The organism is Ramlibacter sp. 2FC, from assembly GCF_005503345.1.
In the GTDB taxonomy this organism is placed as follows: Bacteria; Pseudomonadota; Gammaproteobacteria; order Burkholderiales; family Burkholderiaceae_C; genus SCMQ01.
Window position 1 is genome coordinate 1 of the sequence record NZ_SCMM01000028.1, and the last position, 21,756, is coordinate 21,756.

General features: G+C 70.4%; 24 protein-coding genes and 3 tRNA genes. 19 read left to right on the top strand and 8 right to left on the bottom strand.

Translation table 11 applies throughout. The features are described 5' to 3' along the window. The first annotated feature begins 17 nt into the window (after positions 1-17). From FFS10_RS13235 to FFS10_RS13245, 3 genes are all read left to right on the top strand, one after another. On the top strand, positions 18-806 hold the full coding sequence (locus FFS10_RS13235) for a YecA/YgfB family protein (protein ID WP_137894945.1): 789 nt from the start codon (positions 18-20) through the stop codon (positions 804-806). A 41-nt stretch (positions 807-847) separates the two neighbouring features. After that, entirely contained in the window at positions 848-1,279 is a 432-nt protein-coding gene (locus FFS10_RS13240; RefSeq protein WP_137894946.1) for a hypothetical protein, read from the top strand. Positions 1,280-1,399: 120 nt separating this feature from the next. Further along, positions 1,400-1,762, top strand: a complete 363-nt coding sequence (locus FFS10_RS13245; RefSeq protein ID WP_137894947.1) for an aminoacyl-tRNA synthetase — start codon at positions 1,400-1,402, stop codon at positions 1,760-1,762. 12 nt (positions 1,763-1,774) lie between these two features. Here FFS10_RS13245 and FFS10_RS13250 read toward each other — a convergent pair whose 3' ends face one another. From FFS10_RS13250 to FFS10_RS13260, 3 genes are read right to left on the bottom strand one after another with little or no spacing between them, the layout of a single operon-like run. Next, on the bottom strand, positions 1,775-2,236 hold the full coding sequence (locus FFS10_RS13250; protein ID WP_137895002.1) for a CinA family protein: 462 nt from the start codon (positions 2,234-2,236) through the stop codon (positions 1,775-1,777). An 11-nt stretch (positions 2,237-2,247) separates the two neighbouring features. Beyond that, positions 2,248-2,817, bottom strand: coding sequence for a phosphatidylglycerophosphatase A family protein (locus FFS10_RS13255; RefSeq protein WP_137894948.1), 570 nt, complete (start codon positions 2,815-2,817; stop codon positions 2,248-2,250). A gap of 8 nt (positions 2,818-2,825) precedes the next feature. Next, positions 2,826-3,734, bottom strand: a complete 909-nt coding sequence (locus tag FFS10_RS13260) for a LysR family transcriptional regulator (protein WP_137894949.1) — start codon at positions 3,732-3,734, stop codon at positions 2,826-2,828. A 116-nt stretch (positions 3,735-3,850) separates the two neighbouring features. Here FFS10_RS13260 and FFS10_RS13265 point away from each other — a divergent pair, with 116 nt between their 5' ends. After that, entirely contained in the window at positions 3,851-4,090 is a 240-nt protein-coding gene (locus tag FFS10_RS13265) for a hypothetical protein (protein WP_137894950.1), read from the top strand. On the opposite strand, the gene thiL is transcribed toward FFS10_RS13265, so the two are convergent. The 5 genes from thiL to apaG all read right to left on the bottom strand — a co-directional run bounded on the left by thiL (position 4,087) and on the right by apaG (position 10,131). After that, complete coding sequence (thiL, locus tag FFS10_RS13270) at positions 4,087-5,061, bottom strand: thiamine-phosphate kinase (protein WP_137894951.1); 975 nt, start codon at positions 5,059-5,061, stop codon at positions 4,087-4,089. The genes FFS10_RS13265 and thiL overlap by 4 nt on opposite strands. A gap of 24 nt (positions 5,062-5,085) precedes the next feature. Continuing rightward, positions 5,086-6,213 carry a YbdK family carboxylate-amine ligase gene (locus tag FFS10_RS13275; RefSeq protein ID WP_137894952.1) on the bottom strand — a complete coding sequence of 376 codons (1,128 nt, stop codon included), beginning with the start codon at positions 6,211-6,213 and terminating at the stop codon, positions 5,086-5,088. Next, a complete protein-coding gene (locus tag FFS10_RS13280) occupies positions 6,203-7,468 on the bottom strand; it encodes a cation:proton antiporter domain-containing protein (RefSeq protein WP_137894953.1) in 1,266 nt (421 codons plus the stop codon). The genes FFS10_RS13275 and FFS10_RS13280 overlap by 11 nt, the downstream gene beginning before the upstream one ends. 241 nt (positions 7,469-7,709) lie before the next feature. After that, on the bottom strand, positions 7,710-9,731 hold the full coding sequence (tlpB, locus tag FFS10_RS13285) for a transporter-like protein TlpB (protein WP_137894954.1): 2,022 nt from the start codon (positions 9,729-9,731) through the stop codon (positions 7,710-7,712). 4 nt (positions 9,732-9,735) lie between these two features. Beyond that, complete coding sequence (apaG, locus tag FFS10_RS13290) at positions 9,736-10,131, bottom strand: Co2+/Mg2+ efflux facilitator ApaG/CorD (RefSeq protein ID WP_137894955.1); 396 nt, start codon at positions 10,129-10,131, stop codon at positions 9,736-9,738. Between the two features lie 29 nt (positions 10,132-10,160). On the opposite strand from apaG, the gene rpe reads away from it, so the two are divergent. From rpe to tuf, 15 genes are all read left to right on the top strand, one after another. Further along, entirely contained in the window at positions 10,161-10,844 is a 684-nt protein-coding gene (rpe, locus tag FFS10_RS13295; RefSeq protein WP_137894956.1) for a ribulose-phosphate 3-epimerase, read from the top strand. Between the two features lie 118 nt (positions 10,845-10,962). Then, on the top strand, positions 10,963-12,360 hold the full coding sequence (locus tag FFS10_RS13300) for a phosphohexomutase domain-containing protein (RefSeq protein WP_137894957.1): 1,398 nt from the start codon (positions 10,963-10,965) through the stop codon (positions 12,358-12,360). 150 nt (positions 12,361-12,510) lie between these two features. Then, complete coding sequence (locus FFS10_RS13305; protein WP_137894958.1) at positions 12,511-13,236, top strand: Crp/Fnr family transcriptional regulator; 726 nt, start codon at positions 12,511-12,513, stop codon at positions 13,234-13,236. Between the two features lie 75 nt (positions 13,237-13,311). Continuing rightward, on the top strand, positions 13,312-14,007 hold the full coding sequence (locus FFS10_RS13310; protein WP_137894959.1) for a phosphoglycolate phosphatase: 696 nt from the start codon (positions 13,312-13,314) through the stop codon (positions 14,005-14,007). A 267-nt stretch (positions 14,008-14,274) separates the two neighbouring features. Further along, on the top strand, positions 14,275-15,774 hold the full coding sequence (trpE, locus tag FFS10_RS13315; protein WP_137894960.1) for an anthranilate synthase component I: 1,500 nt from the start codon (positions 14,275-14,277) through the stop codon (positions 15,772-15,774). Continuing rightward, on the top strand, positions 15,771-16,109 hold the full coding sequence (locus tag FFS10_RS13320; RefSeq protein WP_137894961.1) for a chorismate mutase: 339 nt from the start codon (positions 15,771-15,773) through the stop codon (positions 16,107-16,109). The genes trpE and FFS10_RS13320 overlap by 4 nt, the downstream gene beginning before the upstream one ends. A gap of 5 nt (positions 16,110-16,114) precedes the next feature. Further along, positions 16,115-16,681 (top strand): aminodeoxychorismate/anthranilate synthase component II, encoded by a 567-nt coding sequence (locus tag FFS10_RS13325; protein WP_137894962.1) that lies wholly within the window; start codon positions 16,115-16,117, stop codon positions 16,679-16,681. 85 nt (positions 16,682-16,766) lie between these two features. Next, a complete protein-coding gene (locus FFS10_RS13330) occupies positions 16,767-17,429 on the top strand; it encodes a LysE family translocator (RefSeq protein WP_137894963.1) in 663 nt (220 codons plus the stop codon). 13 nt (positions 17,430-17,442) lie between these two features. Further along, entirely contained in the window at positions 17,443-18,480 is a 1,038-nt protein-coding gene (gene trpD / locus FFS10_RS13335) for an anthranilate phosphoribosyltransferase (RefSeq protein ID WP_137894964.1), read from the top strand. Further along, positions 18,477-19,265 carry an indole-3-glycerol phosphate synthase TrpC gene (gene trpC / locus FFS10_RS13340; RefSeq protein WP_137894965.1) on the top strand — a complete coding sequence of 263 codons (789 nt, stop codon included), beginning with the start codon at positions 18,477-18,479 and terminating at the stop codon, positions 19,263-19,265. The genes trpD and trpC overlap by 4 nt, the downstream gene beginning before the upstream one ends. A 22-nt stretch (positions 19,266-19,287) precedes the next feature. Beyond that, the gene (locus FFS10_RS13345) at positions 19,288-20,058 is read left to right on the top strand and encodes a uracil-DNA glycosylase (protein ID WP_249931283.1); all 771 of its coding nucleotides are present in this window, start codon (positions 19,288-19,290) and stop codon (positions 20,056-20,058) included. A 59-nt stretch (positions 20,059-20,117) separates the two neighbouring features. After that, positions 20,118-20,203 (top strand) — tRNA-Tyr (locus tag FFS10_RS13350). Between the two features lie 101 nt (positions 20,204-20,304). Further along, positions 20,305-20,378 (top strand) — tRNA-Gly (locus FFS10_RS13355). 30 nt (positions 20,379-20,408) lie between these two features. Then, positions 20,409-20,483: transfer RNA gene (locus FFS10_RS13360), tRNA-Thr, on the top strand. Positions 20,484-20,558: 75 nt separating this feature from the next. After that, positions 20,559-21,749, top strand: a complete 1,191-nt coding sequence (tuf, locus tag FFS10_RS13365) for an elongation factor Tu (RefSeq protein ID WP_137894966.1) — start codon at positions 20,559-20,561, stop codon at positions 21,747-21,749. Positions 21,750-21,756 lie beyond the last annotated feature (7 nt).

Here is a 21,756-nt window from a genome sequence, read left to right on the forward strand (position 1 = left end):
CCTACCTGCCCCCCGCCATGACCCAAGCCCCATCCCCTGCCGACGCCGGCGCCCTGCGCGCCGAGGACTTCGACGAACTCGACGCCATCCTGGACGAGCTGCGCCAGCGCGACGACGAGACCCCGCAGTGGGAGTTCTGCGAGGGCTTCCTGGCCGCCCTGGTCTGCTGCCGCCGCTCCCTCCCGCAGGACGAATGGCTGCCGGTGCTGCTGGGCGGCGAGGAAGGCGAGACCTTCGCCGACGCGGCGCAGCGCCAGCGCTTCATGGCCCTGTGGCAGCGGCGCTGGGACGAGGTGCGTGCCGCGCTGGACGCGCCGGCCGAGTCGCTCGACGACGAGCAGGCCTACGCGCCCGAGGTCATGGACGTGCGCGGCGCGATCGCCGGCCTGCCCGAGGCCGAGCGCGCCGAGCTCGAGGGCGAGCTGCTGCCCGCCTTCGCCCAGGTCTGGGCGCTGGGCTTCATGTTCGCCGTGGAGAACTGGCCCGAGGAATGGGCGCCGCCGCGCGACCGCGAGGCCGCCAAATGGCTCGATGCCTCGCTGGAAGCCATCGTGGCCATGACCGAGGACGACGAGGAGGAGCCCACGCTGTCGGCGCTCAGCGAGGATGGGCCGCCCAGCGTCAGCGAGGCGCGCCTGAACGCCTACGCCGAGGCCCTGTGGGCGGTGTACGACCTGCGCGAGCTCTGGCGCGGCATCGGCCCGCGCGTGGAAACCGTGCGCAAGGCGCCCGAGCCCGGCCGCAACGACCCCTGCCCCTGCGGCAGCGGCAAGAAATACAAGAAATGCCATGGTGCCGTGGCCTGAGGGGCCGGGCCGCCATGGATGAAGCAAAGGAGAGGCAGAGCATGAAATCTTCATCCCAACCCTGGCGTGCCCTGGGGGTCGTCACCCTGGCGGCCCTGCTGATCAGCGGCTGCGAAACCATGCCGGGCGTGGCTGGACAGGTCGGCATCGCGGGTCCCAACGCCGCAGTGTCGGTGGCGTTCAGCGACCGCGACCGGCAGCTGATCAGCGAGTACTACGCGGCCCCCGCGCGCCGCGCCCCGCCCGGCCTGGCCAAGCGTGACCGCCTGCCGCCCGGGCTCGAGAAGCAACTGCAGCGCAACGGCCGGCTGCCGCCGGGCCTGCAGGGGCGCGGCCTGCCCGGCGACCTCGAGGCGCGGCTGACGCGCCTGCCCGAGGGCTATGCGCGCATCGTCATCGGCGGCGACATCGTGATCAGCAACACCCGTACCCAGGTCGTGGTCGACATCTTCAGGGGCGTCGTGCCCTACTGAGCGGGGTGCGCTCTCCTGGCTGTCCCGGCTTGACGAAGCGGGGCGCTGCGCGTTCAATGGGGGCACCACCGCCGCGGCGCAGCGGCCCGGCGGCGCGCATAAACGCCAAGGAGGAGACCCATGCGTGTCAGCGACCAGGACTATTTCCGCAGCTGCGTGGCCAAGGAGCGGCAGCTCGCGCACCTGCTGGGCCACAAGAACGTCGAGGAGTGCTACGAGAGCGCCGGCACGCTGTGGGACAACAACCGTGCCCTGCCGCAGTGGACGCGCGACTGGCAGGCCTGTGGCCCGCTGCTGGCGCGCTTCGCCATCCCCGTCAGCTATGGCCACGATCCCGGCCAGGCCGACCACAGCTACGCCATCGTCGGGTCCACGGTCGTGCATTTCGCCGACCACCCGAGCAAGGACCGCGCCCTGATGTACGGCATCGTCAAGGAGGTGATCCAGCACCTGGAGCATCCCAGGCGCTACGCGCTGGCCTAGCGCGAACGGGCCCTAAGCCAGCAACTCGACCAGGCGCCGCAGCGCATGGTCCACGGTCGCGGCGCGCACCGCGGCCCGGTCGCCGGCAAACTGACGGCGCTCCGCGCTGGTCCGTCCGGCCACGCACCAGCCGAACCACACGGTGCCGACCGGCTTGTCGGCGCTGCCGCCGCTGGGTCCCGCCACGCCGGTCACGGCCAGGCTGACCTGGGCCGGCGAACGCGCCAGAGCCCCCTCGGCCATGGCGCGCGCCACGGCCTCGCTGACCGCGCCGTGGCGCGCGATCAGCGCCGCGTCCACGCCCAGCAGCTCGGTCTTGGCGGTATTGGAGTAGCTCACGAAGCCGCGCTCGAACCAGTCGCTGGAGCCCGGCAGCTCGGTGCAGGCGCCGGCGATCAGGCCGCCGGTGCAGCTCTCGGCCGTGGCCAGCATCCAGCCCCGCCGCTTGAGCCGCTCGGCCAGTGGCTCGAGCATTGCGGCGGCGCTCACCAGGCCCTCCACAGCGCGATCACGAACAGGGTGCAGAAGGCCGCGACCAGGTCGTCGAGCAGGATGCCGAAGCCGCCGCGCCAGCCGAAGCCGTGCAGCAGCCGGTCGGCCCAGCCCACCGGGCCGGGCTTGACCGCGTCGAAGAAGCGGAACAGCGCGAAGGCCGCCAGCTGGCCCCAGAAGCCGGTCGGCAGCACCAGCCAGAGCACCAGCCAGAAGGCCACGATCTCGTCCCAGACGATGCGCCCGGGGTCCAGCAGGCGCAGGTGGCGCGCCGTCAGCGTGCAGGCCCACCAGCCCAGGCCCAGCGCGGCGGCGATCAGCAGGCCCTGCGCGCCCGGTGCCAGCCAGCGCTCGAGTACCAGCCAGGACAGCCAGGCCCAGAGCGTGCCGGCCGTGCCGGGCGCCACGGGCGAGAGGCCCGAGCCGAAGCCCATGGCGATGAAGTGCGCCGGGTGGGCCAGCATGAAGCGCGCGTCGGCGCGTGGCGGTGCCGGCGGCAACGGCGGGTTCAGCGCCGTGGGGGACTCGGGAGGCAATAGGGCGGTATCGGTGCGCTCGGTCATGGGGCTGATTATCGGCGTGCCATGTCGGCCAGCCACTGGGTCCAGTGGTCCATGCAGGCGCGGATTTTCGGCAGGCGCTGGCGCTGGCGCGGCATCACGGCATAGATGGTCACGCGCGGGCCGGCCATGCTGTCCTGCAAAAGCGGCACCAGCGCGCCGTCTTGCACCAGGGGGCGGGCCAGCAGGTCCATCAGCCGGGCGATGCCCACGCCATGCTGCACCAGGCTCAGCATCACGGCCGAGTTGTCGGTGCGTGTGTGGCCCTGCACCTGGAGCTCGCCGCCGCGCCGGTCCTCCCTGTCGGTCAGCGGCCAGCGGTTGAGCTGCGGGCTGACGCTGTTGGCCAGCAGGCGGTGCTGCCGCAGATCGTCCGGATGCCGGGGTGTGCCGAAGCGCGTCAGGTAGGCGGGCGAGGCATAGAGCGTGCGCGTGTAGCTGCCGATCTCGCGCGCCACCACGGTGTCGCTCGACGGCGTGCCGGTGCGGATCGCGATGTCTATGCCTTCGCGCGCCATGTCGGCGATCCGGTCGTCGGCGTTGATGTCGACGTGCAGCTGGGGATGGCGCTCGTAGAGGCTGGGCAGGCTGGGCGCGATCACGGTCTGCGCCAGCAGGGGGCTGACGCTCACGCGCACCCAGCCGCTGGGTCCGCTGATCTTGCCGCTGAGTTCGCTGGCCAGCTCTGCCGAGACGTCCAGCAGGCGCTGCCCGTAGGCCAGGAAGATGTCGCCCTCGTCGGTCAGCGAGAGGCCGTGCGTGCTGCGGTTGAGCAGGCGCAGCCCGCAGGCGGCCTCCAGCCGCGCGAGCGCGCGCGTGACCTGGCTGACCGGCACGTTGCGCTCGCGCGCCGCCGCAGACAGGCTGCCGAGTTCGGCGATGCGGGCGAACAGTGCGACGTCCTGGAGCTGCAGTTGCATGGCGGTACTTTGCATGGCTTTTGCAATTAATGCAAAACCAACGCCCATTTTTTGCCGTTTCCGTTCGTTGGATCAATCAATAAAGTTGATTCCACCGAAACTGAAAGGGATGCGCCATGAGCCCCTCCAAGACCTTCCCCGACTGGCCCGCATCGCCGGCACCCGCCGAGTTCAATCGCCTGCACGACGAGGCGCGATGCCTGGCGCTTGAACTGCGCCGCGAAGCCATGGAGGATTTCTGGCGCGGTGCCGATGCGGCCTTCGCCGCGACCCTGAGTCCGGCGCAGCGCAGCGCCTCGCGTCTGGCGCAGCGGCTGGCGCGTCATAGGCGCAGCCGGCCCGCGCCGACGCCCTAGGCGAAGTGATCGAACGACGCGTAGCGCTGGCTGATTGGCTGGCCCTGCGCGTCGACCAGGCGCAGGCCGGGCTCGGCCTCGATGCGGCCGATGCGCGTGACCGGGGTCCGGCTGGCCTGGGCGGCGGCCTGCACGGCCTGGCGCCCGGCGGGCGGGGCGGTGAACACGAGCTCGTAGTCGTCGCCGCCGGCCAGCACCCAGGCCAGCTGCTGCTCGGGATCCAGCGGGCGGCCGGCCTGGGCCAGCGGCGCGGCGGCGGCCAGCAGCGGTGCGGCCGCCTCGGCCTCGATGCGCGCGCCCACGCCGCTGGCCTTGAGGATATGGCCGAGGTCGCCGAGCAGGCCGTCGCTGACGTCGGCCGCGGCCGTGGCCAGGCCGCGCAGCGCCAGGCCCAGGGCCAGGCGCGGCGTCGGCTGCTCCAGGCGCGCGCGCGCGGCCTCGAATACCGGGTCCGGCAGCGCCAGCCGGCCCTGCAGCGCCTCGAGCGCCAGCCTTGCGTCGCCCAGGCTGCCGCTCACGTAGACCTCGTCGCCGACGCGCGCGCCCGAGCGCAGCAGGGCCTGGCCGCGCGGCACCTCGCCGAGCACGGTGATGCTGAGGTTCAGCGGGCCCTGGGTGGTGTCGCCGCCGATCAGCTCGCAACCATGGGCGTCGGCCAGGGCCAACAGGCCGCGCGCGAAGGGCGCCAGCCAGGCCTCGTCGACGCGCGGCAGCGCCAGGGCCAGCAGAAAGGCCAGCGGCTGGGCGCCGCAGGCGGCCAGGTCGCTGAGGTTCACGGCCAGCGCCTTGTGGCCCAGCTTGGCGGGGTCGACCTCGGGCAGGAAATGGCGTCCCTCGACCAGCATGTCGCTGGACAGGGCCAACTGCATGCCGGGCGCGGGCTGCAGCAGCGCGCAGTCGTCGCCCACGCCGAGGTCGGCGCGCCGCGCCGGGCGCTTGAAGAATCGGTCGATCAGCTCGAATTCACCCATGCGGCCGAGCATAACCCGCGGCGCTCAAGCGTCCGGCTGGCCGCGCAGGCGGCGCGCCGCCTGGCGCACCACCTCGGCCAGCAGGCGCTCCTGGCCCTGGCGTTCGCGCAGCCAGCGCGCGTCGTTGTGGTCGCGCCGGACGTCGTCGCGCAGGGTCTGTAGCATGCTGGCCGCGCCCAGCCCTTCGGCGTGGCGCTCGATCTGGTGCAGGGTGTGCAGGATGTGCTCGCGCAGCGCCATGTGCTTGCCCGTGGCGGGGTCGACGTAGATCGCGTCCAGGCCGAAGCGGCAGGCCTGGAAGCGGTTGTAGGTGTAGACCAGGTAGTCGTCCTCGGCCGGCAGGAAGGGCTGGTCCTGCATGAACCAGGACGCCAGGGCCTGCACGTAGCCGGCCAGGGCCGCCGCGCGCTCCACGGTCAGCGGCGTGTCGAACACGCGGATTTCTATGGTGCCGTACTCGGGCTTGGGCCGGATGTCCCAGTAGAAGTCCTTCATGCTCTTGACCACGCCGGTGCGCGTCATCTTCTCGAAGTACTGCCCGAACTCGGACCAGCTCAGCACGAAGGGAGCGCGGCCCGACAGCGGAAAGGCGAACACCGAGTTCAGCCGCGCCGAGTCGAAGGCCGTGTCCTGCCCCTGCACATAGGGGCTGGAAGCCGACAGCGCGATGAAGTGCGGGATGTAGCGCGACATGCGGTGCAGCGTGAGCAGGGCGGTGTCGGCGTCCGGGCAGCCCACGTGCACATGCTGGCCGAAGATGGTGAACTGCTTGGACAGGTAGCCGTAGAGCTCGGACAGCTCGCGAAAGCGCGGCTTGTCGTAGATGCGCCTCTCGTGCCATTGCTGGAACGGGTGCGTGCCGCCGCCGACCACGGCGATGTTGAGCTTGTCGGCGCAGCGCACCAGGGCGTCGCGGATCAGGCTGAGCTGCCCCAGCACCTCGGCCACCGAGTGGCAGACGCCGGTGGAGATCTCGATCATGCTCGAGGTCATCTCGGGCACCACGCTGCCGGGCAGGGCCTGCTTCTTCATCAGGCGCAGCATGTCGTCGGCGTAGGGCGCGAGGTCGTAGTCGTGCGTGTTGACCAGCTGCAGCTCGAGCTCGACGCCCAGCGACAGCGCGGCCGACTGCTGGAAGGGTTCAAGCGACATGGCGGTCTCCCGAGGCGGCGGCGCGCGGCGCGGACCTGCTGCGCGCGCTTTCCCCCGCGCGCAGCAGGGCGAAGGTGGCGATCACCGCGCCCAGCACCTCCATCAGCAGGATGGCGGGCAGGGCGATGGCCGAGATCTCGGGGCCCAGGCGCGGCGAGGCGGACGCGAACTGCGAGGTCATCAGCAGCGCCACCGAGGACAGCGGCGACATGGCGCAGCCGACCCACAGGGCCTGCTTCCAGGCCATGCCGCTGCCTATGCTGGCCACGGTGAGCGCCGCGACCTTGGCCAGCCCGCGCGCGGCCAGCAGCGCCAGCACCAGCACGGCGACGGCGCGGCTCCAGCCGCTCTGGGTCGCATGGGCGGCCACGGTGGACACCAGCACGAACATCAGCATGGTGATCAGCGAGGCGGCGGTGCCGAGCTGGCGCGGCCAGGCCCAGGGGCGCGGATGCAGCTGCTTGAGCAGCATGCCGCCGAGCAGGGCCGCCAGCGCCGCCGAGCCGCCGAACTGCGCCGCCAGCGCGGTGCCGGCCGCGATCATGGCCAGCAGCAGGATGGCGGTGTTCTCGCTCGTGGGGTTCATCACGCGCAAGGCCATGCGCAGCGCCAGCGCCAGCAGCGCCGCGACCACGAAGGACAGGCCCAGCACCACGGCGAGCGGGTAGATCGTGTCCATCAGCCTGTCCTGCGCCCGGCCCATCAGGCCGGCCTGGGCGCTGCTCAGGGTCAGCGCGTACAAGGTGTTCAGGGTGGACAGCACGACGGCGCGCTCGGTCACGGGGCCGGAGGCGCGCATGTCCATGACCACGCGCGTGAGCACGGCCGGCGAGGCGGCGACCGCGACCGTGGCCACGGCCTCGGCCACCTCGAGGTCGACCTTGAGCGCCTTGAGCGTGGCCAGCACGGCGACATAGGTCAGCGTGGCCTCCAGCAGGCTTTGCACCAGCACCATGGGGTTGTGGCGGAACCAGCGCACCGAGGTGCGCGCCCCGGCCTCGAACAGCACCACGGCGATGCCGAGCTCGACCAGGAACAGGCCTATGCCCTGCAGCGGCCAGATGGCGCCGCTGAAGCCGGCCAGGCCGGCGAGCGCGCCCACGACCGAATAGCCGGCCAGCTTGGGCAGGCCGGTGAAGCGCTGCAGCAGGTGGCCGGCGGCCGCGGCCACGGCCAGCAGCAGCGACCATTCGAGGGTGGGCAGACCGGCCGAGGGCTTGGCCCATTCGGCCCAGATGGCCATGAGTTCGTCCATGCGATTGTTCCTCTGGTTCGGGATGGCGGGCCGGCAGGAGGCCGGTCGCGCCGCGGCCGCTGCTCGATGGCGGGGCCGCGCGACAGGGGAGGCGCGGCGCGAGGCGGGCCCGCGGCGCACGAAGCAGGCGGCCCCGGTCTCATGGTCCGGGCCGGGCTGTCGAGGCCTATTTTGGCCCAGGAAGGACGGATTGGCGCCGAGCGCCGCCGATACGCTGTAACAACCTTTTTTACAAAAGGGGTCATTGCGGTCCGGCCGCCCCGGCCTCGGCCCGGTGCCGCGGCGGCAGCAGGAAGGAGGCCGGGGCCTGGAGCAGGCGCCGGCGCAGCGCGGCGTGGATGCGGCGCCGGTCGACCCGGGTCACGCTGTGCGCTGCCAGCGCGAGCCGGAACGCGAGGTAGAAGCTCACCGCGAGGTTCAGCGGCCCGATCACGGCGATGCCGGCGAGCGCCCACCAGAAGTCCGGCAGCTGCCATGCCGCCTGGCCCAGCGTCGCCGCGGCGGCCGCGACCTGGCCGGTGGACAGCGTGACGTGGCGCACCTCCAGGCCGAGCCCGAAGAAGGCGGTGAAGGCCGGCACCAGGCCCAGCATCAGGCCCAGCGAGATGTTGGCGCTGAAGCCCGAGATGTGGCGGCGCAGGAAGCCCGACCAGCGCTGCGCGCGCGCCGTGCCCCCCAAAAGGCGCGCGCAGCGCGGATGGTGCGCGATGGCCGAGTCGAGCCGGTGGAACACGAACCAGTTCTCCACCCAGCCGGCGATGATGCTGGAGGCGAACAGCAGCACCCCGGTGAAGGCTGCGAACAGCGCGGTGGGGCCGAGCAGATGCTGCTCGTGCAGCACCTTCCGGGTGTGCGCCAGGTCGACCATGGGCGGCAGGCCGGCCAGGCGCAGCGCCCAGCAGATCAGCAGCACCACCGGCACCACCAGGCCCAGGTTGCCGAGGATGGCAGCGATCTGCGAGCGCAGCAGGTTCGCCACCTCGTCGACGAAGCTCTCCACAGCGCCGGCGTCGCCCATGTCCTTGAGCTTGGCGGCCATGGCCGAGGCCGTCATGGCGGGCTGCTTGGTGGCCACGGTCCAGTGCATCAGCATGATCAGCACGAAGGAGGCGGCGTAGTTCAGGCCCGCCGCCAGGCCGCTCCAGAAGGCCGACAGGCCCAGCGCGTAGATCGCGAACTTGGCCCAGGTGGTGAAGGCCAGCACCGCGCCGCCGCCGGCGGCCGCGCCCAGCATGGCCCGGTACTCGGCGGCGTCGCGCGTGATGTAGTGCTCGCCGCTCTCGGCGCTGCGCTCGGCCACCTTGGCCGCCGTGAGGTGCGAGCTCGTCGTGATCAGCGCGCGCAGGCTGCGGCGGTCCTCGCTGATCTGCGCCAGCTGGGCCAGCAGCTCGGTCATGGCCTGGGCCGGCTGGTCGCTGCTCAGGCAGTCCAGCAGGGCCTTGATGCGGATGATGCGCTCGCGCAGCTGGCGCAGGCGGAACACGATGCCCACCGAGACGCCGTGCGCGTCGAGGTGGGCGTAGACGGTGTAGGCGGCGTGGCGGCAGGCGTCGAGCTGCTCTCGCAGCACGCCGGCTGCCACCAGGGCCGGCGCGCTCTGCGCCCCGTGGGTGGCCACGGCGGCGCGCAAGGCTTCGAAATGCGCGGGCAGATCATGGAAGGGGCGCGCCTGCTTGGCGGCGTCCGACATGCGGATGCGGATCTCGGAGGCGAAGCCGGTAGCGCTGACCTGGCTGACGCTGTAGGTCAGCGCGTCCATCAGCAGGCGGCTGCCGGGTTCCGGCGCATCGGCCGGCGCGTCGGCAGGGGCGGCGGCGAGCAGCAGGCGGTGCAGCCGCGCCAGCGTGTCAGCGTCGAGCGCGCGCAGCCACTGGGCGTCGTAGGCCGTGGGCCGCAGCAGGTCGAACAGCTCGCCCAGGTCGCTGGTCTCGGGCGTGCCCGGCAGCAGCTTGCGCCGCAGCCGGTGGCCGAACTCGCTGAAGAAGGCCGAGCGCGGCGCGAAGCCGTGGTCGGCCAGCAGCGGCGTGGCGTCCACCGTGGCCAGGAAGGCCTGCCACCAGCGGCGCCAGCGCTGCCCCTCCTCGGGGTGGGCCAGGGTCGCGTCGAGCAGCAGGCGCAGGCGCGCCGCGGCGGCGCTCACGTTGGCGCCGTCGCCGCGCAGCCACTGCACCAGGTCGATCAGCCAGAGGTGGCGCCCGGCCAGCGGGGCCTCGGGGTCCAGCGTGGCAAGCAGTCGTGTCAGGTCGGGTGGGGGACTTGCCATGTGCTCAGTGCAGCACGCGCCCGCGTCCCTGGGCCTGGCCGTCGGCCTCGAGCACGAACAGCGGGATGCTGGTCTCGAAGCGCTCGCCGTCCTCGGCCACGCAGAAGTAGCTGCCATGCATGGTGCCGCTGGCGGTGCGCAGGCGGCAGCCGCTGGTGTACTGGAAGGACTCGCCGGGCTTGAGCAGGGGCTGGTGGCCGACCACGCCCAGGCCCTTGACCTCCTCGGTGTGGCCGCGCGCGTCGCTGATGATCCAGTGGCGCGAGATCAGCTGCGCGGCGATCTCGCCGGTGTTGCTGATGGTGATGGTGTAGGCGAAACCGTAGGCGTCCTGCCCGGGATCGGACTGCTCGGGCAGGTACTGGGGCTCGACTTCCACGCTGAACTGGTACTTGGACATGGCGCCATGGTAACTGCGACAATTCCGCGATGAGCTCGACCTACCGCATTGCCCCCTCCATACTGTCCGCCGACTTCGCCCGCCTGGGCGAGGAGCTGCGCGACGTCATCGCCGCCGGCGCCGACTGGATCCATTTCGACGTGATGGACAACCATTACGTGCCCAACCTGACCTTCGGTCCCATGGTCTGCCAGGCGCTCAAGCCGCACGCCAAGCGCGCCGACGGCAGCGCGGTGCCGATCGACGTGCACCTCATGATCCAGCCCGTCGACGCGCTGGCCGCCGCCTTCGCCGAGGCCGGTGCCGACCTGATCAGCTTCCATCCCGACGCCTCGGCCCATGTGCACCGCAGCGTGCAGGCGATCAAGAGCAAGGGCTGCCAGGCCGGCCTGGTGTTCAACCCGGCCCAGCCGCTGGACGCGCTGGACTGGGTGATCGACGAGATCGACCTGGTGCTGATCATGTCGGTCAACCCCGGCTTCGGCGGCCAGAGCTTCATCGACTCGGCGCTGCGCAAGATCGAGCAGGCGCGCCAGCGCATCGAGGCCAGCGGACGCGACATCCGGCTCGAGGTCGATGGCGGCATCAAGGCCGACAACATCCGCCGCGTCGCCGACGCCGGCGCCGACACCTTCGTGGCCGGCAGCGCGATCTTCGGCAAGCCCGACTACCGTGCCGTGATCGAAGCCATGCGGGCCGAGCTGGCGCGCTGAGCCCTAAACCTGGACGCCACTGTGGTTTCTCGCACGTACCACGCTCGGAGGCTGCGCTCAATATAATTGTTCCTAGATGTAAAGCCTCTGGAACAGGGGCAGCAGGCGGTGCGCGGAAATGGACAGGCGTCTTTTCGGTAGCGACGGCGTGCGCGGACGCATGGGCGAGGCGCCCATGACGCCGGAAATGGTCATGCACCTGGGCTATGCCACGGGCAAGGTGCTGGTCGATGAGGCCGCACGCCAGCACCGTTCCGAGCGGCCCACGGTGCTGATCGGCAGCGACACCCGCAGTTCGGCCTACATGATCGAGGCGGCGCTGGGCGCAGGTTTCTCCGCCACCGGGGTCGACGTGATGCATTCGGGGCCGCTGCCACCCCCGGCCGTGGCCTACCTGACCCGCCAGATGCACCTGTCGGCCGGCATCGTGGTCCATGCCTCGCACCAGGCGCGCGACGACAACGAGGTCCATTTCTTCTCTTCCGAAGGGCGCCCGCTGCCCGAGGCCGTGGAACTGGCCATCGAGGCCGAAATGACCGCCCCGATCGACTGCGTGCCGCCGCCCCGCGCCGGCACCTCCAGGCGCATGCGCGATCCCAGCCGCCACTACCTGGACTTCTGCAAGAGCAGTTTCCCGGCGGGCCGTGACCTGCAGGGCCTGCGGCTGCTGGTGGACAGCGGCACCGGCACCGGCTACCAGCTGGCCCCCCAGGTGTTCGGCGAGCTCGGCGCCGAGGTGCTTGCGCTCGACCCCGTGCTCGATCCGGGCCGGGACGCATCGGGCGAGATCTCGCCGGCCGCGCTGGCGCAGGCCGTGCGGCGGCAGGGTGCCGCGCTCGGCATCGCGCTCGACGCCGAAGGCGACCGCCTGTGCATGGCGGACGGGGAGGGCGCCAGCTACGACGGCGACCACCTGCTCTACGTGATTGCCCGGCACCTGCGCCAGCGCGGCGCGCTGGCCGGCGGCGTGGTGGGCACGCAGATGAGCAACCTGGGACTGGCCCATGGGCTCAGCGACCTCGGCATCCCGTTCGCGCGTGCCGTGGACGGCGACCGCGGCCTGCTGGACCTGATGCTGAAGCGCCATTGGCGGCTCGGCGGCGACCCCTCGGGCCACATCATCTTCCTGGACCGCCAGTTCACCGGCGACGGCATCATCGCGGCGCTGCTGGTCCTGCAGGCGCTGCGTGAAAGCGGGTCGTCGCTGTCTCGGCTGACCCAGGACCTGACCCTGTACCCGCGGCGCGTGGTGCCCGTGGGGCTGCCGCCCGAGGCCGCCTGGCGCGACCATCCCGCCCTGCTGCGGTGCAAGATCGAAGTCGAATCCGCGCTGGCGGGCATGGGTCGGGTGCTGCTGATCCCGTCCGAAACCGGGTCATTGCTGAGGGTGGTGGTGGAGGCCCCGGAGCCTGAGCTGGCCGGCGAGCTCGCCCAGCGTCTGGCCGACACCGTGGCGGTCGAGCTTGGCGGTGAGCTGCTGGACGCCGCGTCACCCGGCAATGGCACCGCTGCATGATCGGACGCGGCAGTCGGCGCAATGTGCGCCAGCGCACCTAAAACTGGGTATTGCCGGATCGAATGGATCGGCCAAGAATGAGCCCAAAAAGTGGAGGCTGAGCGCGCATCCCAGGCGAGCGGCTTCCAGCCGCCTTTGGCCAAGGAGCCTATGCCCAGTCCATTGTCACCCTTGCAGAACCATCTGCTGGCGGCCCTGCCGGACGAGGTTTTCCAGCGCTTGCTGCCGCACGTGAGGGCAGCGGACCTGCACCCGGGCCAGATGCTTTACGAGTCCGGCATCGCCCAGGGCTCGGCTTATTTCCCGGTCAGCTGCACGGTGTCCCTGCTGCATGTGATGGAGAACGGCGCGACGGCCGAGGTGGCCGTGGTCGGGTCCGAGGGCCTGCTCGGATTTTCCATGCTGATGGGCGGCGAGCCGCGGCCTTGCCGCGCCGTGGTCCTGCATGGCGGCGGCGGCTTCCTGCTCAGCGCCCAGCGCCTGCAGGAAGAGTTCAACCGCGCCGGCGCCCTGATGCAATTGCTGCTGCGCTACACCCAGGCCTTCATCTGCCAGGTGTCGCAAACCGCGGTCTGCAACCGCCACCACGCGATCGACCAGCAGCTGTGCCGCTGGCTGCTGCTGAGCGTGGACCGGCAGCCCGGGCGTGATCTGCTGATGACCCAGGAGTTGATCGCCAGCATGCTCGGCGTGCGCCGCGAGGGCATCACCGAGGCGGCGGGCAAGCTGCAGCACGCGGGGCTGATCAACTACCGGCGCGGCCACATCAAGGTGCTGGACCGCGCGGGCCTGGAGGCCCGGGCCTGCGAGTGCTACGCCGCGGTGGAGCGCGAGTACCGGCGGCTGCTGCCGGCGCCACGGGCAATCGGGCACTGAGCAGCCGGGCCCCGGCGCAGGGCATGGCATTGGCGCTATGCTCGGCCGATGACCAGGCCAGAGCGCGTTTCCCCGATGTCCATTCCCTCGCTGGCAGGCCTCGAGCTAGACGCCTGCATCGTCGACCTGGACGGCACCCTGGTCGACACGCTGGGCGATTTCGAGGCCGCGCTGAACCTCATGCTGGCCGAGCTGGGCCGCCCTGCGGTCACGCGCTCGCTGGTCGAGCGCCTGGTGGGCAAGGGCTCGGAGCATTTGATCCGTTCGGTGATGGCGCACCAGGCGCGCGAGCGCGGCGGCCCGGACGCGGCCGTGCCCGATGCGCTGTACGAGCCGGCCTGGCGCGCCTACCAGCGGCATTACCTGGAAGTCAACGGCCGCCACAGCCGGGTCTACCCCGGCGTCATCGAGGGCCTGCACGCCCTGCGGGCGGCCGGGCTGCCGCTGGCCTGCCTGACCAACAAGCCGGGCGCGTTCGCGCGGCCGCTGCTGAAGGCCAAGGGCCTGGACGGCTATTTCGGGCCGGTGTTCGGCGGCGATGCCTTCGCACGCAAGAAGCCCGACCCGCTGCCCCTGCTCAAGACCTGCGAGGCGCTGGGTACCCACCCGGGCCGCACCCTGATGATCGGCGACTCGAGCAACGACGCCCAGGCCGCGCGCGCGGCCGGCTGCCCGGTGCTGCTGGTGACCTACGGCTACAACCATGGCGAGCCGGTGCGCGCCGTGGACGCCGACGGCTTCGTCGACTCGCTGGGGGAGCTGGCTGGGTGAGAATCCGGGGGCGCGCCGGGGCGCGGCTTTGCTACACTCTGGCCACGATGTTCATTCACGGCACTTTCCACTGCGCTTGCCTGCCGGGCCTGCAAGGCCGGGGAGCCTGGCCTTGGCGTAAGCCAGAGTAACGTGCATTTCTGACCGCGCGGCCGCAGGCCCGCGCCCAGGCGCTCCCGGCACCTCTGGCCGCGGGGCACAGGATGGATGAACGCAACCCTTGCCCAGAATCCACAGGGTTGTCGAGGCTCGATGGAGGCTTCTCTCGTGATCACCGAACTTGAATTCAAAAGCCTGGCCCAGCAGGGCTACAACCGCATCCCGCTGATGGCCGAGGCCTTCGCGGACTTGGAAACCCCTCTTTCCCTCTACCTCAAGCTGGCCCACAGCAAGGACGGCGGCAGGCACAGCTTCCTGCTCGAGTCCGTGGTCGGCGGCGAGCGCTTCGGCCGCTACAGCTTCATCGGCCTGCCGGCGCGCACCCTGCTGCGCGCCAGCGGCTTCGGCGCCGACGCCGTCACCGAGGTGGTGCGCGATGGCCAGGTGGTGGAGACGGCCACCGGCAACCCGCTGGACTTCATCGCCGCCTACCAGCAGCGCTTCAAGGTGGCGCTGCGCCCCGGCCTGCCGCGCTTTTGCGGCGGCCTGGCCGGCTACTTCGGCTACGACGCGGTGCGCTACATCGAGAAGAAGCTCGAGCGCAGCTGCCCGCCCGACACCCTGGGCTGCCCCGACATCCTGCTGCTGCAGTGCGAGGAGCTGGCCGTCATCGACAACCTCTCGGGCAAGCTCTACCTCATCGTCTACGCCGACCCGGCCCAGGCCGAGGCCTACGCCGGCGCCAAGAAGCGCCTGCGCGACCTGCGCGAGCAGCTCAAGTACTCGGTCAGCGCGCCGGTGGTCAAGCCCAGCCAGGGCTACCCGGTCGAGCGCGAGTTCGCCAAGCCCGACTACCTGGCCGCGGTCGAGCGCGCCAAGGAGCTGATCTTCGCCGGCGACTTCATGCAGGTGCAGGTCGGCCAGCGCATCAAGAAACGCTACACCGAGAGCCCGCTCTCGCTGTACCGCGCGCTGCGCTCGCTCAACCCCAGCCCCTACATGTACTACTACCACTTCGGCGATTTCCACGTGGTGGGGGCCAGCCCGGAGATCCTGGTGCGCCAGGAGCATGTGGAGGCGGGACAGAAGATCACCATCCGGCCGCTGGCCGGCACGCGTCCGCGCGGCGCCACGCCCGAGAAGGACAAGGCGGCCGAGGTCGAGCTGATCAACGACCCCAAGGAGCGCGCCGAGCACGTGATGCTGATCGACCTGGCGCGCAACGACATCGGCCGCATCGCCCGGACCGGCAGCGTCAAGGTCACCGAGGCCTTCGTGGTCGAGCGCTACAGCCACGTGATGCACATCGTCAGCAACGTCGAGGGCCTGCTCGAGGAGGGCATGACCAGCATGGACGTGCTCAAGGCCACCTTCCCGGCCGGCACGCTGACCGGCGCGCCCAAGGTGCACGCCATGGAGCTGATCGACCAGCTCGAGCCCAGCAAGCGCGGCCTGTACGGCGGCGCCTGCGGCTACCTCAGCTACGCCGGCGACATGGACGTGGCGATCGCCATCCGCACCGGCATCATCAAGGACCAGACGCTGTACGTGCAGGCGGCCGCCGGCGTGGTGGCCGACTCGGTGCCCGAGCTCGAATGGAGGGAGACCGAGGCCAAGGCGCGCGCCCTGCTGCGCGCGGCGGAACTCGTGGAGGAGGGCCTCGAATGACACGCGCGATCGACAAGGTGCAGCACTGCACCACCATGGAAGACGTGCGTCGCCAGATCGACGCGCTCGACGACATCCTGGTGCCCCTGCTCGTGCAGCGGGGCGGCTACATGACGCAGGCTGCGCGCATCAAGCAGGACGCGGCGCAGGTGCGTGACGAGGCGCGCATCCAGGCCATCGTGGACCGCGTGCGCCCGCGCGCCGAGGCCGAGGGCGGAGCGCCCGAGCTGATCGAGGCTATCTACCGCAGCATGATGGAGGCCTACATCGCCTATGAACACCGCGAATTCGCGCGCCTGCGCGAAGACGCACCCCGCACGGCACGAGAAGGGTGAGCATCATGAAACTGCTGATGATCGACAACTACGACTCGTTCACCTACAACATCGTCCAGTACTTCGGCGAACTCGGTGCCCAGGTCGAGGTGTTCCGCAACGACGAGATCACGCTCGAGGGCATCGCCGAGCGGCGCCCGGACCGGCTGGTGGTCTCGCCCGGTCCCTGCTCGCCGGCCGAGGCCGGCATCTCGGTCGCGGCCATCCGGCATTTCGCCGGCCAACTGCCCATCCTCGGCGTCTGCCTGGGGCACCAGAGCATAGGCGCGGCCTTCGGCGGCAAGATCGTGCGTGCCCGCCAGCTGATGCACGGCAAGACCAGCCTGATCTCCACCGACCAGAAGGGCGTGTTCGCCGGCCTGCCCAGGCAGTTCACGGTCAACCGCTACCACTCGCTGGCGATCGAGCGCGAGAGTTGCCCCGAGGAGCTGGAGGTCACGGCCTGGACCGAGGACGGCGAGATCATGGGCGTTCGCCACCGCAGCCTGGACATCGAGGGCGTGCAGTTCCACCCCGAGTCCATCCTCACCGAGCATGGCCACGATATGCTGAAGAACTTCCTGGAGCGCTGAGCATGAGCGCCGCCGGACCGCTCCAAGGCGCGAAGGCCCCCTCGGGGGGCAGCGCCGCGGCTTGGGCCGCAAGCGTGGGGGCCGCATGATGGGCGTCGACCACCTGGGGCTGTTCGTCGTCGCGGGCCTGCTGCTCAACCTGACGCCGGGGCCCGACGTGCTGTTCATCGTGACGCGCGCGCTGAAGTCGGGCGCGCGCGCCGGCATGGTGGCGGCGCTGGGCATTGCGGCCGGCTGCTGCGTGCACATTCTCGCGGCGGCCGTCGGCGTCAGCGCCCTGGTCGCGGCCTCGGCCACGGCCTTTGCCGTGCTCAAGTGGCTGGTCGCGGCCTACCTGGTCTATGTCGGCCTGTCCATGTTGCTGGCGCGCCGCGCGCGTGAATCCGGGCCGGTGGTCCTGGCCCCGGACGCGGTGGCGTTGCGGCCCGGCCTGGGCCGGCTGTTCCTGCAGGGCTTCTGGACCAATGCGCTCAACCCCAAGGTGGCGCTGTTCTTCCTGGCCTTCGTTCCGCAGTTCATCGCGCCCGGGGCGGGCGACCCCACGCTGGCCTTCCTGGGGCTGGGCGCCCTGTTCAACCTCAACGGCCTGCTGGTCAACTTCGGCTGGGCGCTGCTGGCGGCCTGGCTGGCCGGGCGGCTGGGCTCGCTGCGCCATGGCCTGGCCGGTCTGCAGCGCGTGGCCGGCGCTCTGTTCATAGGCTTCGGCCTCAAGCTGGCGCTCTCGGATGCGCCGGTCCCGTCACGATAGAAGGAGCTTGCAAATGTCCATCACCCCCCAGGAAGCCCTGCAGCGGACCATAGAGCACCGCGAGATCTTCCACGACGAGATGCTGGTCCTCATGCGCATGATCATGAAGGGCGAGCTCTCGCCCGTGATGACGGCCGCGCTGGTCACCGGCCTGCGCGTCAAGAAGGAAACCATAGGCGAGATCACGGCCGCGGCGCAGGTGATGCGCGAGTTCTCGACCAAGGTCCAGGTGGCCGACACCCGGCACCTGGTCGACATCGTGGGCACGGGCGGCGACGGGGCCCACACCTTCAACATCTCCACCTGCGCCATGTTCGTGGCCGCCGCCGCGGGCGCGCGGGTCAGCAAGCATGGCGGCCGCAGCGTGTCCAGCAAGTCCGGTAGCGCCGACGTGGTCGAGCGTCTGGGCGGCAGCCTGGACCTGACGCCCGGGCAGATCACGCGCAGCATTGCCGAAGTGGGCATAGGCTTCATGTTCGCGCCCAACCACCATCCGGCCATGAAGAACGTGGCGCCGGTGCGCAAGGAGCTGGGCGTGCGCACCATCTTCAACATCCTGGGCCCGCTCACAAACCCGGCCGGCGCGCCCAACATCCTGATGGGCGTGTTCCACCCCGACCTGGTCGGCATACAGGTGCGCGCCCTGCAGCGCCTGGGCGCCGAGCACGCGCTGGTGGTCTACGGCCGCGACGGCATGGACGAGATCAGCCTGGGCGCGGCCACCATGGTCGGCGAGCTCAAGAACGGCGAGATCAGCGAGTACGAGATCCACCCCGAGGACTTCGACCTGCCCATGGCCAGCAACCGCACGCTGAAAGTGGAGACGCCCGAGCAGTCGCTGGCCCTGATCCACGGCGTGCTCGACAACGACCATGGCGCGGCGCGCGACATCGTGATTTTCAACGCCGGCGTCGCGCTGTACGCGGCCAACGTGGTGGCCACGATGGAGGACGGCGTGGAGCGGGCGCGCGCGGCGATCGATTCCGGCGCGGCCAAGGCCAAGCTGGCCCAGTTCGTGGCCTTCAGCCAGTCGGTGAGGGCGCAGGCATGAGCGACATTCTTGACAAGATCGTCGCCGTCAAGCGCGAGGAGGTCGCGGCCGGCCTGAAGAAGAAGTCGCTGGCCGCGATGCGCGCCGACGCCGAGAGCCGGGTGCTGACGCGCGATTTCGTCGGCGCGATGCGCGCGCGCATCGCCGCCGGCCAAGCCGCCGTGATCGCCGAGGTCAAGAAGGCCAGCCCTTCCAAGGGCGTGCTGCGCGAGGACTTCGTGCCGGCCGACATCGCGCAAAGCTATGCCGAGCACGGCGCGGCCTGCCTGTCGGTGCTGACCGACCGCCAGTTCTTCCAAGGCAGCATCGACTACCTCAAGCAGGCCCGCGCCTCCTGCGACCTGCCGGTGCTGCGCAAGGACTTCATGGTCGACCCCTACCAGGTCTACGAGGCGCGCGCCATCGGCGCCGACTGCATCCTGCTGATCGCGGCCTGCCTGGACGACGCCCGGATGGCCGAGCTCGAGGCCATCGCGCGCGGTCTGGACATGGCGGTGCTGGTCGAGGTGCACGACCGCGCCGAGCTCGAGCGCGCGCTCAGGCTCAAGACCCCGCTGGTCGGCATCAACAACCGCAACCTGCGCAGCTTCGAGGTCAGCCTGGACACCACGCTGTCCATGCTCAAGGACGTGCCGGCCGACCGGCTGCTGGTCACCGAAAGCGGCATCCTCACGCGCGCCGACGTGCAGCGCATGCGCGACGCCGGCGTGCACGCCTTCCTGGTCGGCGAGGCCTTCATGCGCGCGAGCGACCCCGGTGCCGCGCTGGCGGCGCTGTTCTCCTGAACGCGCGCCGCGGAGCATGCGCATGCGATCACCGGTTCAGGCTGAACTGATGCTCGACGAGCCGCCGCCGGCGGCAGACCGGCCCGCCGGGCGTCTGGGCGCCTGGCTGGACGGCCTGGAGGGGGTGGCGCCCGACTGGCGGCCGCTGGTCGACGCCTTCCTGGCCGGCCCCGAGGGGCGGCGGGTCGAGGCTTTCGTGCGCGCGCGCCTGGCGGCCGGGGCGGCGGTCTATCCGCCGCTGCCGCTGCGCGCCCTGGCGCTGACGCCGCGCGCGGCGGTGCGCGTGGTCATCCTGGGCCAGGACCCCTACCACGGCCCCGGCCAAGCCGAGGGCCTGGCCTTCTCGGTGGCGCCCGGGGTCAGGATCCCGCCCAGCCTGCGCAACATCTTCAAGGAACTGCAGCGCGACCTGGGCCTGGCGCCGCCGGCCGACGGCTCGCTGGTGCGCTGGGCGCGTCAGGGCGTGCTGCTGCTCAACACCAGCTTCACGGTGGAGGATGGGCAGGCCGGCAGCCACGCACGCCGGGGCTGGGAGGCCTTGAGCGACGCCGCGGTGCAGGCCGTGGCGCAGGGCTCTCGCCCCGCGGTGTTCATGCTCTGGGGAGGGCATGCCCAGGCCAAGCGGCCGCTGATCGAAGCGGCCGCTCAGGGTGGGCGGCACCTGGTGCTGACGGCCAACCACCCCTCGCCGCTGTCGGCCCTGCGGCCGCCCCAGCCTTTCCTGGGCTGCGGCCACTTCCGCTCGGCCAACGACTACCTGGTGCGCCAGGGGGAAAAGCCGGTCGAATGGTAAATTCTTTGGCCCGGCATCGTCATCGGGCAAAAATGCTGGCATAATCCTGAGTTCGCTGCGGAGGAGTGCCCGAGTGGCTAAAGGGGGCAGACTGTAAATCTGTTGGCTTACGCCTACGCTGGTTCGAATCCAGCCTCCTCCACCAGCAAAAAAATCTGGCCATGCCAGTTGACGGCGAGCGTTTGGAAAAGGTTTCCGTGCATTGGCTCCCGCGGGTCGCGCCTGGTGCGTGGCCGTGCGGTCGATGCGGGAGTAGTTCAATGGTAGAACCTTAGCCTTCCAAGCTAATGACGCGGGTTCGATTCCCGTCTCCCGCTCCAGTCGACGGTGTGGCGAGTGCAGAATTTTCTGCCCTTGTGGCTCAGTGGTAGAGCACTCCCTTGGTAAGGGAGAGGTCGCGGGTCCGATTCCCGCCAAGGGCACCATTCTCAGGGTGTGCGACCGGTTCGCGTGCCTGGTGTCGCGGTTGTTGACTAATTGTTTTTTTCGGAGTCGAAAAAATGGCAAAAGAGAAATTTGAACGGACCAAGCCGCACGTCAACGTCGGCACCATCGGCCACGTGGACCACGGCAAGACGACCCTGACGGCGGCCATCGCCACGGTGCTGGCGGCCAAGTTCGGCGGCGAAGCCAAGGCCTACGACCAGATCGACGCGGCTCCGGAAGAGAAGGCGCGCGGCATCACCATCAACACCGCCCACGTCGAGTACGAGACGGCCAACCGCCACTACGCCCACGTGGACTGCCCGGGCCACGCCGACTACGTCAAGAACATGATCACCGGCGCCGCCCAGATGGACGGCGCCATCCTGGTGTGCTCGGCCGCCGACGGCCCCATGCCCCAGACCCGCGAGCACATCCTGCTGGCCCGTCAGGTCGGCGTGCCCTACATCATCGTGTTCCTGAACAAGTGCGACATGGTCGATGACGCCGAGCTGCTGGAGCTGGTCGAAATGGAAGTGCGCGAGCTGCTCTCCAAGTACGACTTCCCCGGTGACGACACCCCCATCATCCACGGCTCCGCCAAGCTCGCCCTCGAAGGCGACAAGGGCCCTCTGGGCGAAGAGGCCATCATGAAGCTGGCCGAAGCCCTGGACACCTACATCCCCACGCCCGAGCGCGCGGTGGACGGTGCCTTCCTGATGCCCGTGGAAGACGTGTTCTCCATCTCCGGCCGCGGCACCGTGGTGACCGGCCGTATCGAGCGCGGCATCGTCAAGGTTGGCGAGGAAATCGAGATCGTCGGCATCAAGCCCACGCTCAAGACCACCTGCACCGGCGTGGAAATGTTCCGCAAGCTGCTGGACCAGGGCCAGGCTGGCGACAACGTCGGCATCCTGCTGCGCGGCACCAAGCGCGAGGAAGTCGAGCGCGGCCAGGTGCTGTGCAAGCCCGGCTCCATCAAGCCGCACACCCACTTCACCGGTGAGGTCTACGTGCTGAGCAAGGACGAGGGCGGCCGCCACACCCCGTTCTTCAACAACTACCGCCCGCAGTTCTACTTCCGCACCACGGACGTGACCGGCGCCATCGAGCTGCCCGAGGGCAAGGAAATGGTGATGCCTGGCGACAACGTGTCGATCACCGTCAAGCTGATCGCCCCGATCGCCATGGAAGAAGGCCTGCGCTTCGCCATCCGTGAAGGCGGCCGCACCGTCGGCGCCGGCGTCGTGGCCAAGATCATCGAGTAATCGAGGC